At 36.9% G+C, this 13,972-nt stretch carries 16 protein-coding genes and 1 other annotated feature; all 16 genes read right to left on the reverse strand.

Annotated features, from left to right (window positions below; genetic code table 11):
• Positions 1 to 60: 60 nt before the first annotated feature.
• A complete protein-coding gene (locus tag EDD72_RS10070) occupies positions 61 to 288 on the reverse strand; it encodes an anti-sigma-F factor Fin family protein (RefSeq protein ID WP_132769929.1) in 228 nt (75 codons plus the stop codon).
• An 83-nt stretch (positions 289 to 371) separates the two neighbouring features.
• Positions 372 to 938 (reverse strand): aminoacyl-tRNA hydrolase, encoded by a 567-nt coding sequence (pth, locus tag EDD72_RS10075; protein WP_132769931.1) that lies wholly within the window; start codon positions 936 to 938, stop codon positions 372 to 374.
• A gap of 340 nt (positions 939 to 1,278) precedes the next feature.
• Positions 1,279 to 1,917 (reverse strand): 50S ribosomal protein L25, encoded by a 639-nt coding sequence (locus EDD72_RS10080; RefSeq protein ID WP_165895052.1) that lies wholly within the window; start codon positions 1,915 to 1,917, stop codon positions 1,279 to 1,281.
• Between the two features lie 68 nt (positions 1,918 to 1,985).
• Positions 1,986 to 2,936, reverse strand: coding sequence for a ribose-phosphate diphosphokinase (locus EDD72_RS10085; RefSeq protein ID WP_132769935.1), 951 nt, complete (start codon positions 2,934 to 2,936; stop codon positions 1,986 to 1,988).
• Between the two features lie 15 nt (positions 2,937 to 2,951).
• Positions 2,952 to 4,340 carry a bifunctional UDP-N-acetylglucosamine diphosphorylase/glucosamine-1-phosphate N-acetyltransferase GlmU gene (glmU, locus tag EDD72_RS10090; RefSeq protein WP_132769937.1) on the reverse strand — a complete coding sequence of 463 codons (1,389 nt, stop codon included), beginning with the start codon at positions 4,338 to 4,340 and terminating at the stop codon, positions 2,952 to 2,954.
• 166 nt (positions 4,341 to 4,506) lie between these two features.
• Positions 4,507 to 4,785: a septation regulator SpoVG gene (gene spoVG, locus EDD72_RS10095; RefSeq protein WP_132769939.1), complete on the reverse strand. Its 279-nt coding sequence runs from the start codon at positions 4,783 to 4,785 to the stop codon at positions 4,507 to 4,509.
• A 201-nt stretch (positions 4,786 to 4,986) separates the two neighbouring features.
• Positions 4,987 to 5,370, reverse strand: coding sequence for a RidA family protein (locus EDD72_RS10100; protein ID WP_132769941.1), 384 nt, complete (start codon positions 5,368 to 5,370; stop codon positions 4,987 to 4,989).
• 2 nt (positions 5,371 to 5,372) lie between these two features.
• On the reverse strand, positions 5,373 to 6,200 hold the full coding sequence (purR, locus tag EDD72_RS10105) for a pur operon repressor (RefSeq protein ID WP_132769943.1): 828 nt from the start codon (positions 6,198 to 6,200) through the stop codon (positions 5,373 to 5,375).
• A gap of 69 nt (positions 6,201 to 6,269) precedes the next feature.
• On the reverse strand, positions 6,270 to 7,124 hold the full coding sequence (ispE, locus tag EDD72_RS10110) for a 4-(cytidine 5'-diphospho)-2-C-methyl-D-erythritol kinase (protein ID WP_132769963.1): 855 nt from the start codon (positions 7,122 to 7,124) through the stop codon (positions 6,270 to 6,272).
• Positions 7,125 to 7,234: 110 nt separating this feature from the next.
• Entirely contained in the window at positions 7,235 to 7,420 is a 186-nt protein-coding gene (locus EDD72_RS10115; RefSeq protein ID WP_132769945.1) for a small, acid-soluble spore protein, alpha/beta type, read from the reverse strand.
• A gap of 79 nt (positions 7,421 to 7,499) precedes the next feature.
• Positions 7,500 to 7,772, reverse strand: a complete 273-nt coding sequence (gene veg / locus EDD72_RS10120; protein WP_132769947.1) for a biofilm formation stimulator Veg — start codon at positions 7,770 to 7,772, stop codon at positions 7,500 to 7,502.
• Positions 7,773 to 7,882: 110 nt separating this feature from the next.
• Entirely contained in the window at positions 7,883 to 8,758 is an 876-nt protein-coding gene (rsmA, locus tag EDD72_RS10125) for a 16S rRNA (adenine(1518)-N(6)/adenine(1519)-N(6))-dimethyltransferase RsmA (protein WP_132769949.1), read from the reverse strand.
• Positions 8,759 to 9,313 (reverse strand): ribonuclease M5, encoded by a 555-nt coding sequence (gene rnmV, locus EDD72_RS10130; RefSeq protein ID WP_132769951.1) that lies wholly within the window; start codon positions 9,311 to 9,313, stop codon positions 8,759 to 8,761.
• A gap of 231 nt (positions 9,314 to 9,544) precedes the next feature.
• Positions 9,545 to 10,594: a 3D domain-containing protein gene (locus EDD72_RS10135; RefSeq protein ID WP_132769953.1), complete on the reverse strand. Its 1,050-nt coding sequence runs from the start codon at positions 10,592 to 10,594 to the stop codon at positions 9,545 to 9,547.
• Positions 10,595 to 10,680: 86 nt separating this feature from the next.
• A complete protein-coding gene (locus tag EDD72_RS10140) occupies positions 10,681 to 11,445 on the reverse strand; it encodes a TatD family hydrolase (RefSeq protein ID WP_132769955.1) in 765 nt (254 codons plus the stop codon).
• Positions 11,446 to 11,458: 13 nt separating this feature from the next.
• Positions 11,459 to 13,465 carry a methionine--tRNA ligase gene (metG, locus tag EDD72_RS10145; RefSeq protein ID WP_165895053.1) on the reverse strand — a complete coding sequence of 669 codons (2,007 nt, stop codon included), beginning with the start codon at positions 13,463 to 13,465 and terminating at the stop codon, positions 11,459 to 11,461.
• Between the two features lie 43 nt (positions 13,466 to 13,508).
• Positions 13,509 to 13,754: a binding site (T-box leader), on the reverse strand.
• Between the last annotated feature and the right edge of the window lie 218 nt (positions 13,755 to 13,972).

Here is a 13,972-nt window from a genome sequence, read left to right on the forward strand (position 1 = left end):
CATTAAACAGCAAAAATAAGCCTTAGCTTTGCAACCAAGGCCTGAGATTGATTGATTTCCTTATTGTAGTAGATTCGAAAGTAAGATAAGTTCTGGATTTTGTTCCAGTGCTTCTTGACAATATTCACAAACGACATTTGCAACGATATCTCCATTCGATTCATAGGAAATTATACTCTCACGCTCTTCTATGGTCAAGGAATCAAAACCTAGTCGCGCTTCATCTACAACAGCTTGGTCAATCAACCCAAGATGATGTCCACAATGTTTACAAACATACTTTATCATACTATATGGCCTCCATTTGGAAATCATGACTTTATCTTTATTATTTCCAGCTAAATGGATGATCCATACCTTTTCGTATCAAATTAGTTATATTGACTCATCACCTTGCGAAATTCTCTGCCTGTGATCCATTCTTGAATCGCTTGACTGGCTAAGTGTAAACTTTCCTTGATCATCGCGAACTCTTCTGTTCGAAATGGGCTCAAAACATAGTCAACGATATTATTATCTTTTGGACGGCCAATGCCAATTTTCATCCTCTTAAATTGATCTGTATTCAAATGTTCGATGATGGATTTGATCCCATTATGGCCACCCGAACTTCCTTTTTCACGAAGTCGGATCTTACCAAGAGGTAGATCCAAATCATCATAAACAATAAGCAAATCGTCAACTGACAAGTGATACCAGTTTAAGAGGGGTTCAACGGCTTCACCTGATAAGTTCATATAGGTAAGGGGTTTTACTAAGAGTACCTTTTCGTTATGGATCTTCCCCTCAAGAATAAAAGCGTTAAATTTTGATTTTGAAGAAAAATAAGTCTCGTTTTTCAAATCCATATAGATTTGATCTATGGTAAGAAAGCCAATATTATGCTTGGTATTTTCGTATTTTTCCCCAGGGTTTCCTAACCCTACGATCAATTTCATTTTTCACAACTCCCAAATTAAGAAATAAATATACCCACAGTCTAACACATTCAAAGATCGCAATAAAGTGATTATAATATTAAAAATAGGCTTGTATGATTCTATAAGCTGCGACATAGCACGACTTGCAACTTTAGTTGCAATAGCGTGACTGTGCCTATGGGTGCTTCAGCGAGCGAGCTTTCCCACTTACCGTTTATTCATGAAAAGCCATAAGGTTAGGATCAGCGTTAGAACATACAAGCCACAAAAGCTTTGTATATTCCAACGCACTCCGTATTTGCTCCCAAATCTTATAAGTCAAACAAAAAAACGTAGCGAAAAATGCTACGTTCTTTGCTTATTTGGCTGCATCAATTCCATGACTATCTCTAGCATTTACAACTTCTGGTTCCGATTTCGACTCTTCTAGATGCGCCTCTTGATCCATTACCGGTGGTAAAACTTTTAAAATTACAGAATCTCGATCATGAAGGACTTCAATCCCATCTGAAAGCACTAGATCCTTAACCAATAAAGAATCACCAATATCTAAATCGGTAATATTCACCTGTATATATTCAGGTATAGAAGAAGGCAAAGCTCGGATCTCTATTTCCCTAATCTGTTGCTGAATGACCCCTCCATTTCTTTCACCAATTGAATGACCAAAGAAATGAATCGGTACCAACATCTCAACAGGACGATCCATATCCACTCGTTGTAAATCAATATGAATCACGTTTCGATCAACGGGATTTCGTTGGATCTCGTTAATTTTTACGGGTATTGTCTCTTTATCCAACGTAATTGAAAAGATCCCACTTTTCCCATGCTCTTTCATTTGTCTTAAAAACGTTTTTTGGTCAATTTGGATCGATTGATTTTCTTGTTGACCGCCATACAAAATGCCAGGAATAAACCCTTCATCTCTTAAATGATGTAAGACAGAGTCAGTTCCTTTCGTTCTAAGTTCAACTGTAAAACTACCTTGTTCCATCATTTTCCCCTCCAAAAATCAATACCTTTAATCTTATGATTTCCTAAATAGAGGGGAAGTAAACCTTTTTAATCAAATAATTTGCTTACAGATAATTCTTCATGAATGCGAATAATCGCCTCACCAATTAATGGTGCGACAGATAGGATCTTCATTTTATCAATTTTTTTCTCTTCTCCTAGTTGAATGGTATTTGTTACAACCAGTTCTTTAATTTGGGAATTTTGAATTCGCTCAATCGCTGGACCTGACAATACGGGGTGTGTACATGCTGCATATACTTCCTTTGCCCCAGCTTCTTTTAATGCATTCGCCGCAAGTGTAATCGTTCCAGCCGTATCAATAATGTCATCAATCAGAATCGCGACTTTTCCTTCAACATTACCAACAATATTCATTACCTCTACGACATTTGCATCAGGACGACGCTTATCGATGATTGCGATCGGAGCTTCAAGTCGTTCTGCTAATTTTCTCGCTCTTACTACTCCACCATGATCTGGAGAAACGACGACAACATCTTTTAAATTCTTCTTCAGAAAATAGTCGGCAAGAATCGGAACACCTAATAGATGATCAACAGGAATATCAAAGAATCCTTGTATTTGTGTCGCATGCAAATCCATGGATATCATTCGATGTGCTCCAGCCACTTCTATTAGATTCGCGACCAATTTGGCAGTAATTGGATCTCTTGCTCTAGCCTTACGATCTTGTCTAGCATAGCCATAGTAAGGGATCACAACATTGATACTTTTGGCAGATGCTCTTTTTAAGGCGTCCACCATAATTAAAATTTCCATGAGATTTTCATTTACTGGTGCAGAAGTTGGCTGAATGACAAATACATCAGCTCCGCGAACACTTTCATTTAGCTTAACCCGAATCTCTCCATCGCTAAAGCGAAGGAATTCAGCATCTCCCATAGGGATCCCAATATGATTGACAATCTCCAAAGCTAAAGAAGGATTGGCATTACCTGTGAATACTTTTAATGTTTTATCTTGATATTTTGGCATTAATCGCATCCTCCATTATTTATCCTTAAAATTATTTCTTTCTCTTATTTTTTTAACATACCCTTCTTTATTGACTTGTCTTTCACGAGCAATGGCTAATGTGAAGTCAGGTATATTATCGGTAATCGTTGAACCAGCTGCCACATAAACATCATTACCCACCTTAACAGGTGCTACGAGATTCGTATTACAACCAATAAATGAACGATCACCAATTTCTGTTCGATGTTTTCGATAACCATCATAATTAACCGTTATGGTACCTGCTCCAATATTAACATTTTCTCCTAAGGTTGTATCACCAATGTAACTTAAATGTGGTACCTTTGTTCCTTGACCAATTTTTGAGTTCTTAATCTCAACAAAGTCGCCTACTTTTACAGAGTCGCCTATTTCAGTTCCAGGTCGAATATAAGCATATGGACCGATTAGAGCCCTATTCGCAATTTCTGCAGAATAAACCACAGAATTCGTAATCTTTACTTCATCAGCCACATTGGTGTCGGTTAATTCTACATTTGGTCCGATGACACAATCTTGACCAATCATCGTATTTCCTCGTAGATAAGTGTTTGGATAGATGATCGTATCGCTGCCGATTACAACTCCTTTTTCAATATAGGTTTGTTTCGGATCGATGATCGTCACCCCATTTTTCATATGCTGTTCAATAAGCCGTGTTCGTAGAATCTCTTCTGCCTTCGCAAGGGCCATCCGATCATTGATACCAATTGTTTCATTAGCATCAAGAGTTTGGTAAGCACCAATCGTTTCCCCTTCTGACCTCAGAATTTCGATGACATCTGTAAGATAATACTCTCCTTGGACGTTATCATTTTTCACTTTCATTAAAGCCGAAAAAAGTTTTTCGTTATCAAAACAGTATGTACCCGTATTCACTTCTGAGATGATTTTCTCATCAGATGTAGCATCTTTTTCCTCAACTATTCGCACGACATTTCCGCTTTCATCACGAATAATGCGTCCATAACCTGTTGGATTTTCTAATTTCGTCGTTAGTATTGTTGCTGCTGTATTTTTTGCTTGATGTTCTGCAATGATTGTACGAAGTGTTTCTGAAGTGATCAAGGGAGAATCACCCATTACAATGAGCGTTGTTCCTTGTTTATTTGCCAATATTGAACTTGCTTGTAATACCGCATGAGCCGTTCCTTTTTGTTTCTCTTGCATTACATATTCCACTTGATCTCCAAGATATTCCTTCACTTCTTCTGCTTGATGACCAACTACCAATATGATTTGATTGACACCCGTTTCTTTTAATCCATCAACGACATGGCCAACCATTGGTTTTCCTCCAAGCGCGTGCATGACTTTACTATGCTTGGATTTCATTCTTGTCCCTTGTCCAGCGGCCAGAATAACTCCATATAAATTGGACATCGATTACCCTCCACAACGATCAAATATTCCATTTAGACTATATATCAATTATGTAACGTTTTCAAGGAAAATAGTGAATAGTTTTTTTTGGAAAAAATAAAAAGCTGTTGACATTTTTGATTTTGCCAACAGCGAAAACTTTCAATATGTATCTATGATTTGTTTTTTATGCTCCTGCAACTAATTCCTCTTCGCCAACGCGCTCATACTCTTGAAGAACGGCTTGTTGGATCTTTTCGCGAGTTGCAGAAGAGATTGGATGAGCAATATCACGGAATTCCCCATCAGGAGTTCTTTTGCTAGGCATTGCTACAAACAACCCATTATTTCCATCAATCACACGAATATCATGAACGACAAATTCATTATCGATCGTGATTGAAGCAATCGCTCGCATACGCCCTTCCGTGTTGACACGGCGGAGTCTTACGTCTGTAATTTCCATTCTAGTTCACCACCTTTAACTTTTTTTCGAGCTTACTATTTTCATTCTATAAATTTCAATAAAATCCTGCTAATAATGACAAAAAAATGAAAATTTTTTACCACATAGGAAAGTTTAACTTCATTAAAAAGTAATAAATCGAAGTTAAACATGAACGATCGGCATCATTAGAGCAACTTTAACTTTAATTATTAGTTGCTCTTATCCATTACAACGCATTGCTGCAATACATTCTATTTCAATCTTCACATCTTTTGGTAATCTAGCCACTTCTACAGTCGAACGAGCAGGTTTATGATCCTGAAAAAATTGGGCATATACTTCGTTCATTTCGGTAAATTCATTCAAATCTTGCATAAAAACAGTTACTTTTACAACATCTTGTAATGTTAGACCTTTTTCTGCTAAGATCCCTTGGATATTTTTCAAAACTTGTTCCGTTTGCTCTCGGATACCAGAAGCAATCAATTCCCCATTAGGAGTTAGAGGGATTTGACCAGAAGTAAAAATAAAAGGTTTCACTTCTATGGCTTGGCTATAGGGTCCTATTGCTTTAGGGGCATTTTTGCTAGAAATCATCTCCATGCTTATCTCTCCTTATCAAAAAAGTTTCCTAACGTTACTTTTATTTGTTTCTCTTTTTCATTTACTTCTTCTAAACGTGCTAATGAAATATAATTTTCAACAAGACGCTCACTAGGTCCTTCTGCTTCCACAAAAACACCGATTCCTTTGAGATTGGCATTAAATTCATTCAATAAATCGATTATCCCCTTAATCGTTCCCCCAGCTTTCATAAAATCGTCGATGATCAAAACATTTGCCCCTTCTTTCATCGACCTTTTTGCTAGAGACATCGTTTGAATACGTTTTGTTGAACCTGAAATATAGTTAATGGTTACGACAGAACCCTCAGTGACTTTACTATCTCGACGAACAATAACAACGGGAACATTTAAGTAATTAGCGGTAGCGTGGGCTAAGGGAATTCCCTTTGTTTCTACCGTTACAATCGCATCAATCTCATCCTGAGAAAAAGCAGAAGCAAACATCCTTCCAATTTGCCTTAAAACAGCAGGATCGCCAATAATATCAGACATATAGAGATAGCCACCTGTCAACAAGCGTTCTCCATTGGATAATGCCTCACAAATCTTTTCAAGCTCTTCTTTTGCCTTTTCGTTAGAAATTGAGGGAATAAATTTTACTCCCCCTGCTGCTCCTGCAACCGTATATAAACCGCCAATTCCTTCTTCCACGAACATCTCATGAATAATATCAATGTCTTCACTGATTGAAGATTTGGCAGTTTGATACCGTTCGGAAAAGAATGAAAGTGGGATCAATTCTTGAGGATGATTTAAAAAATATTGAGTTAAATCAACAATTCTTGCACTTCTCCGCAACTTTTTCATAATTTCCTCCAAGAAAACCGAATATTTAAGACTAAATATATCACTAATATACGCAATTTTCTACAATTTTTATCTTAATAATCGTACGGCATAAACTTCTTTACAAAATCCTCGTAACCCATTATAAATTCGTTTCATTTTCGACTCTTTGTTCGTCAGTGCAAATACCGTTGGTCCACTTCCAGACATTAATACACCATCGGCACCAAATTGTTGTAATTGCTCTTTTAGCTGTTTCACTTCGGGATAGAGTCGAAAAGTAACCTCTTCAAGAACATTTGCTAATAGGCCACTCATCTGAAGAAAATCCTGTTGTTCAATCGCCTGGATCATTTGGTTTGTTTTTGGGTGTTCCTTTATTTCCTCCAACTTTAGCGCACCATATACATCTGCAGTGGAAACTCCGATTGGCAATTTCGCTAAAATTGCCCATCCTGGTGGGGCAGGGGGGAGTTTTTTAATTTTTTCTCCACGTCCAGTAGCTAGTGCAGTACCTCTTACAATACAAAATGGGACATCCGACCCAATCTCTTCACCAGCCTTCATTAATTCAACTTCCGTTAAATTTAAATTCCACAAACGATTTAATCCCCGTAAAGCAGCTGCTGCATCACTACTTCCCCCTGCTAAACCTGCAGCAACGGGTATATTTTTTTCTAAAACAATATGTACTCCTCGTTCAATCTGATATTTTGTTTTTAAGATTTGCGCCGCTTTATATATTAAATTCCTCTCATCATTCGGAACGATTCCCGAATTCGATTCTAAAATAATTCGATTCTCATCTATATCTTCAAAAGAGAGACGATCAGCTAAATCAATCATTGTCATAATCATTTCTACCTCATGGTATCCATCGTCTCTTTTTCCGATCACATCTAATGTCAAATTGATTTTAGCTGGTGCCTTTTCCCAAAGTTTCATCATACCACCGTCCATTTTTACTGTGTCAATCATACATTTTAACATTTTTTGTTAACTCAATAAAGAAAAAGCTAGAGAAAATTACTTTCCTCTAGCTTGTCCACCTTATTTTATGATCGACCCATCTCTGTTAAGCTTCTTTCGGCAATTTCAATTGCCTTTTTGACCATGTTTCCAGCGTCACGAGTGGTAATCCCACTCCACCCTTCTCTTTGGACCGTATCATAAAAACCAAGTTCTTTTGCTAATTCTTCTTTAAATCGTTCTGACATAATTCCGCCTCTTCTTCGGCTCAAGCAATAACCTCCTTATGGGTGGACAACTTTAGTATATGTAAAATTAAAAAAAGTAGAACACAATTCGTGCTCTACCTCTTTATTGATGTGATGTAATCCGAACTTGTCCATCACTTGTACACACCGTTAATTCAACTGTTTCTGTTAGGATATCAGCATAACTGTATGACACTCGTTTAAAAGAATGCTGGTCTTCATCTAATTTTACAATAAATACTGAAGGGTAGGTTTGTTCTAAAATACCAGTGCGCTCAATTGTCTTTCGACGTCCACCATTTGCCTTTAGCACAATCTTCTCGCCAACATAACTATCCAAGTTACGCTTGATGGCGCCTAAGGAATTATTAGCCATTGTCAACTACCACCTCTTTCCTAACGAAATTATACCACCGGAGGGGTAGCTTGTCAATTAGAAAAAATTATTATAGCTGGTTTATTAGGACTTTGTCAATATGATTTTTTCTATTCGACAGTTTTCACTAAAAGATTACTTAATCGGGCATATTCCCCTATATTTAGCGTTTCCGCACGTCGATTTGGATCGATATCAATCGACTTTAAAAGGATTTCTAATTGTTCTTTTTTATCTTTTCCGAATAGATTATGAATCAAATTGTTAATAATCGTTTTTCTTCTTTGAGCAAAACTAGCTTTAATGACACGAAAGAAAAAATTCTCATCTTCGACTTGAACAGGAGGTTGTTTCCGAATCTTCAATTGGATAATTGCAGAATCGACATTTGGTTTTGGTACAAAAACGGTTTTGGGTACTTGCATCACAATTTTTGCTTCCGCATAATAATCAACTGCTAAGGTAAGCGTGCCATAATCTTTACCACCTGCTTTAGCCAGGATCCGTTCTGCCACTTCTTTTTGAATCATCACGGTAATCGAAGCAATTTGAAGTTTTTGCTCGAGTAACGACATAATAATTGGTGTCGTAATATAGTAAGGCAAATTAGCTACAACTTTAATCGTCTCGAACTCAGAAAATTGATTTGATAATAATTCATTTAATGATATCTTCAAAATATCACCATGTATTAATTCAACATTACGATAAGCTGCTAAAGTTTCTTCTAAAATTGGGATTAATCGCTGATCGATCTCAATGGCCACTACCTTACCTGCTTTTTCTGCCAATTTTTGAGTTAAAGCTCCAATTCCCGGACCTATCTCAATCACGCCTACCGTTTCATCAATCTTTGCAGAACTCACGATCTTATCGAGAATACTTGGTTCAATAAGAAAATTTTGCCCTAAACTTTTTTTAAAGTGAAAATCATATTTTTTGAGAATCTCCATTGTTTTTGTTGGAGTTGAGATTCGACCGTCCATCTACTCATCTTTCCTTTTATATAGATATTTGATTGCTTTGTTAAATTCATCCTCGGTAATTTGAAACATTTTTAATCGTTTGTGAAATTGCTTTGCATTCCCATAGCCAATTCCTAACCGTTTACCTAGAAGTAAACGTTTCTTTTTTGCTTCTTCTCCACCAACTAAACCTTCTTCTATTAATCGTTCCCATGATACATACTCTTTATCATCATCTAACCATTCTGTTTTTGCTTCATTTAGTGCCTTGATTATAGCTTCTGGTGTAGCATTTTCGACTCCAATATTTCCATTTTTCGTTGCTTCTTCTCTCGCTAAGAATGCATGTTTAACTCCAGGTACCTTTTGACTAATCGTTTTGCGAATTTTTTCCCCAGGATAGTCGGGATCAGTAAAAACAATCACTCCGCGTAACCACTGAGCTTTTTCTATTCTACGAATCGTTTCCATAGAGAGAGCAGAACCACCTGTTTCAATCGTGTCTGCTTCTACAGCCCTTTGAATGGCGATGGTATCATCCCTACCTTCAACAACAATTACTTCTTTAATTTTCAAGAAAAATCCTCCTATACAATTTGATCCATTAAAGAGCCACGTGTGTCGCTGTTTATGGAATATACAAACACATGAATCACTGGCTTGTATGGTTCTGTAAGCTCCGACATAGCACGACTTGCAACTTTAGTTGCATAGCGTGACTTGTGCCCTATGGGTGCTTTAAGCCATATTTACTTTGTATTTTGTTTTCATCAGAAACAAAGAAAACTTGGCACAAGCAGCCAAGCTTTAATAAGGTCGATTTGGTCCTATCACATATACTTTATAACCATACCTTATTCCATAGGAAATCGCCGATTCCCTACTACTTACATAGATATCGATTATATTACCTTTTACGGAACCACCAATATCCTCTGCTCTACGAAAACCAAAACCTTCAATATATACCCACCAGCCAAGAGGAATTACATTCGGATCTACCGCAATCGTCCTTCCTGGAGTTGGCCTTGTTCCTAAATATGTATAAGAACCGCCACTATATTGAGTAATCGTCACATTGGTTAACGTTTCCCTTGGGCGAAAAGTAAAACCACCTCTAGAGACAATAGAGCGATCAATACGGGTACCATATGCAACAATTTGATCGTTTTTCGGTTGAACGATATCCTGTTTCAGTAATTTTTTCTCTACTTCTTTTCCATTTTCATAAGTAATCTCAACAAACTTAATAACTTTCCCTTTTTTCCCTTTCGTTAGGACTTTTTCTTTCCCTTTTGGTAAATTCGTATCTGCTTTACGAACATAACCAAAGGGAATGTCCTCTTCAGTTTGTACAATCTTTTTCTCTATCCGCGTTACGATAACTTCCATCTGTGGTGTAATGGGGCTTTGTATGGTTGGAGTAACTTTATCTAACTTTCCTAAGGTAATCTTTTGTTGTTTTAATAGTTCTCCTACTGTCTTAGCTGTTGTCAAAACTTCTTTTTGCTCTCCGGCAATATTGAGTGAAATCGATTTGGCATGATCAACACGAATCGTTTGTCCATCCTTTAATCGACTTTTTAAGGGTACGGATAATCGATCTTCAGTCTTAAAACTGATCCTCTGTTCTATTAATAAATCCTGCACAATCTTCTGAGATGTTTCGACTCTTTTAGCTTGTCCATCAATGATGAGTGTAATCTCTTTATTTCGTCCTAGAACATACCAAGTCGTAACGAAAATCAAAACAAAGACAACACTAAGAAGAATCACCCATCTCTTTTTCTTTAAAAAGGGAAAAGTGGGAATGACAACCGACTTCGGGATTGCTGTTTTTTGGAACAGTTTGCCCATTATTTCTCCCCCTTTAGTAGCCCCATTGTAAACAAAGATATGCTAATTGTCAAACAAATATGCGTCATTCCCTATAATTTTCCAATTTATAATCGAAATATACGTCTAGCATTTTCCGTCGTAATTTCTGCAATTTGCTCAAACGTCATTCCGCGTAATTCGGCAATTTTTTCGGCTACAAATTTCACATAAGATGATTCATTTCTTTTGCCGCGGTATGGCTCAGGGGTGAGATAGGGAGAATCCGTTTCAATCAAGATCCGTTCCAAAGGAATCTCACTGGCTACTTCTTTCGGCCTTTTTGCATTTTTAAAAGTAACAGGGCCGCTAAAAGAGATATAGAAACCTTGTTCAATACATTCCATTGCCATTTCTAAACTACCAGAGAAGGAATGTATGATTCCCCCAATTTCTTTTACCCCTTCTTCTTTTATGATTTGACAAACATCCTGATGAGCATCCCGATCATGAATTACAATTGGTAAACCTTTTCTCTTGGCTAATTGAATTTGTCGGCGAAACACCTGTTGTTGAATCTCTTTAGGGGCAAAATCCCAATAATAATCCAGCCCGATCTCACCAATGGCAACAATTTTAGGATGGTTCAGTTGTTCCTCAAGCCAGAGAAAATCTTGATCTGTCATTTCATGGGCATTATTAGGGTGCCAGCCAATCGCACCATAAATAAAGTCATATCGATTCACCAGTTCTAAAGTAGATAAAATCGTTTCTTTATTGTAACCAATGTTTATAATGGTTTTCACTCCACGATCAAAAGCCCTTTGAATCACTTCTTCTCGATCTTCAATGAATTTTTCATCGTCTAAATGTGCATGTGTATCGATTAACATCGTAAAACCCCTTTTACTTGACTTGTGATCCATTCGGTATATCTCCAGAAACCGTTGCTAATACCAGTTGATCACCCTGGGAAGCTGCCAAAATCATTCCATTTGAAATCTCGCCTCTTAATTTAACTGGTTTTAAGTTGGTGACACAGATTACCTTTTTACCAATTAACTCTTCAGGCGTATAATATTTGGCAATTCCAGAAACTACTTGTCTTTTTTCATAGCCAAGATCCAGTTGAATTTTTAATAATTTATCTGCATTCGGTATTTTCTCTGCTGCAATAACTTCTGCTACTCGCAAATCGGATTTAAAGAAATCATCGATAGTAATTTCTTCTGTTACTGGTTTTTCCATTATTCCTCCTCCTTTTGTCTCTGTTTGTTTTGCTGCTTCTTTTTTCTTGGCATTTTCTTCTGCTTTTTTTCTTGCTTCAAGCGTTGTTTCATCAATGATCTTTAATTCTAATTCCATATCTAATCGCGGGAAAATCGCCTCTTTTTTCTCTACTTTTGTTCCTGGTTTTATTACATTCCATTCTTTTGCTTGATCCCACTCCACCATCACACCATTTAATCCAATTTGCTTCCAGATCTTGTTTGGGGTTTTTGGCATAAAGGGTTGAATTAAAATGGAGATCACACGAATACTTTCCGTTAAGTAATACAATACCGTACCTAAGCGATCTTTTTGCGCTGGATCCTTGGCAAGTACCCATGGCAGCGTTTCATCAATATATTTATTGCTTCGACTAATCAACTGCCAAATTTGAATTAATGCTTGGCTGAATAACATTTGATCTAAAGAATTTTCTACATGGATGACGGTATCTTGAGCAAACCGTTTTAGTTCTTGATCAAGAGACGTTTCTTCTTTTGGTTCAGGTAAAATCCCATCAAAATATTTCTCAATCATCGCAACCGTACGGCTAACTAGATTACCAAGATCATTGGCTAAATCGACATTCAACCGTTGGATAAAAATTTCTGGCGTAAACACACCATCTGAACCAAAAGAAATTTCCCGCAACAAGAAATAACGAACTCCATCTGAACCATAGCGGTCAATTAAGAATTTAGGATCAATCACATTACCCTTTGATTTCGACATCTTACCATCAGGCATTAAGACCCAACCATGGCCAAAAACGGTTTTCGGCAATGGCAAATCTAACGCCATTAAAATAATCGGCCAATAGATCGTATGGAAACGCAGGATATCTTTACCAATTAAATGAACATCAGCAGGCCAATACTTTTTGAATTTTTCTTGTTGTTTTGGATCATCAGATAAGTAACCAATCGCTGTGATATAATTGGACAAAGCATCAATCCAAACATAAATAACATGTTCTGGATCGTCTGGAACAGGTATTCCCCAGTCAAAAGTACTTCTTGAAATCGATAAATCTTCTAAACCTGGCTTTAAGAAGTTATTGATCATTTCGTTCTTTCTTGATTCTGGTTGGATAAATTCTGGATGTTCTTCAATATATTGAAGTAAACGATCTGCATATTTTGACATTCTAAAGAAATAATTCTTCTCTTTCACCAACTGGACAGGACGGCCACAATCTGGACAAATATGTTCTTCTCCTTTTTTCGACTGTTGTTCTGTCCAATAAGCTTCACAAGGGACACAATAATATCCCTCATATTCACCTAAATAGATATCACCATTGTCTTTCAGCTTTTTAAAGATTTTTTGAACTGCCTTTTTATGTCGTTCTTCCGTCGTTCGAATAAAATCATCATAAGAAATATCTAACTTTTCCCAAAGATCTTTAATCCATTCAACCACAGGGTTAATGAATTCAATAGGGGTTAACCCTTCTTCTGCAGCTCTTTTTTGTAATTTTTGACCGTGTTCATCGGTACCTGTTAGATAGAACACATCATACCCTCGTAATCGTTTATATCTGGCCATAGTGTCAGCGGCAATTGTCGTATAAGCATTCCCAATATGCAGTTTGTTGCTTGGATAATAGATTGGAGTTGTAATATAAAAAGTACCCCTGTTCATTTTCCTTCTCCTTTCTTTCTTAAAAATAAAAAACTCCCATCCAGTTTGGGACGAGAGTATTAAGCTCACGCGGTACCACCCAAATTCCCCTTTATTTTCACAAATAAAAGGCTCTAGTAGTTGTACAACTAACCTCTTTAACGCAGAGTTTACGTCATTCCCTTAAAGTTACCTTTTCGAAAACAATCTCTCCAGGACCATATTCGTTTGCTTCGCTTACTGGATTCACAGCTACCTCCAGCTCTCTTTAAAGCTTTGGACAAACTACTCATCCCTTCATCAAATCGAAATATTTCTTTTTTAGAGAGAAAATTGACGATTTCGAATATAGCTGTAGCACAATTTTATTCATTAATATTTTTACGTTATCTTTCCAAAATATACATAATTATTATTCTACTGTCAACTTCTGGTTTGTGTCAAGTTTTTCTCGATCAAGCTTTAATACTAATAATATCAGCATCCTATTTTTGTACGCTATGCACAGGCTACCGCACTACTGTTTGG

Source organism: Tepidibacillus fermentans, from assembly GCF_004342885.1.
GTDB classification, from domain to species: Bacteria; Bacillota; Bacilli; order Tepidibacillales; family Tepidibacillaceae; genus Tepidibacillus; species Tepidibacillus fermentans.

Bases quoted from the DNA above. Each gene is read 5' to 3' on its own strand.
- EDD72_RS10070 (WP_132769929.1), bottom strand. From the start codon at position 288: ATGATAAAGTATGTTTGTAAACATTGTGGACATCATCTTGGGTTGATT.
- pth (WP_132769931.1), bottom strand. From the start codon at position 938: ATGAAATTGATCGTAGGGTTAGGAAACCCTGGGGAAAAATACGAAAAT.
- EDD72_RS10080 (WP_165895052.1), bottom strand. From the start codon at position 1,917: ATGGAACAAGGTAGTTTTACAGTTGAACTTAGAACGAAAGGAACTGAC.
- EDD72_RS10085 (WP_132769935.1), bottom strand. From the start codon at position 2,936: ATGCCAAAATATCAAGATAAAACATTAAAAGTATTCACAGGTAATGCC.
- glmU (WP_132769937.1), bottom strand. From the start codon at position 4,340: ATGTCCAATTTATATGGAGTTATTCTGGCCGCTGGACAAGGGACAAGA.
- spoVG (WP_132769939.1), bottom strand. From the start codon at position 4,785: ATGGAAATTACAGACGTAAGACTCCGCCGTGTCAACACGGAAGGGCGT.
- EDD72_RS10100 (WP_132769941.1), bottom strand. From the start codon at position 5,370: ATGGAGATGATTTCTAGCAAAAATGCCCCTAAAGCAATAGGACCCTAT.
- purR (WP_132769943.1), bottom strand. From the start codon at position 6,200: ATGAAAAAGTTGCGGAGAAGTGCAAGAATTGTTGATTTAACTCAATAT.
- ispE (WP_132769963.1), bottom strand. From the start codon at position 7,124: ATGAAACTTTGGGAAAAGGCACCAGCTAAAATCAATTTGACATTAGAT.
- veg (WP_132769947.1), bottom strand. From the start codon at position 7,772: ATGGCTAATAATTCCTTAGGCGCCATCAAGCGTAACTTGGATAGTTAT.
- rsmA (WP_132769949.1), bottom strand. From the start codon at position 8,758: ATGGACGGTCGAATCTCAACTCCAACAAAAACAATGGAGATTCTCAAA.
- EDD72_RS10135 (WP_132769953.1), bottom strand. From the start codon at position 10,594: ATGGGCAAACTGTTCCAAAAAACAGCAATCCCGAAGTCGGTTGTCATT.
- EDD72_RS10140 (WP_132769955.1), bottom strand. From the start codon at position 11,445: ATGTTAATCGATACACATGCACATTTAGACGATGAAAAATTCATTGAA.
- metG (WP_165895053.1), bottom strand. From the start codon at position 13,465: ATGAACAGGGGTACTTTTTATATTACAACTCCAATCTATTATCCAAGC.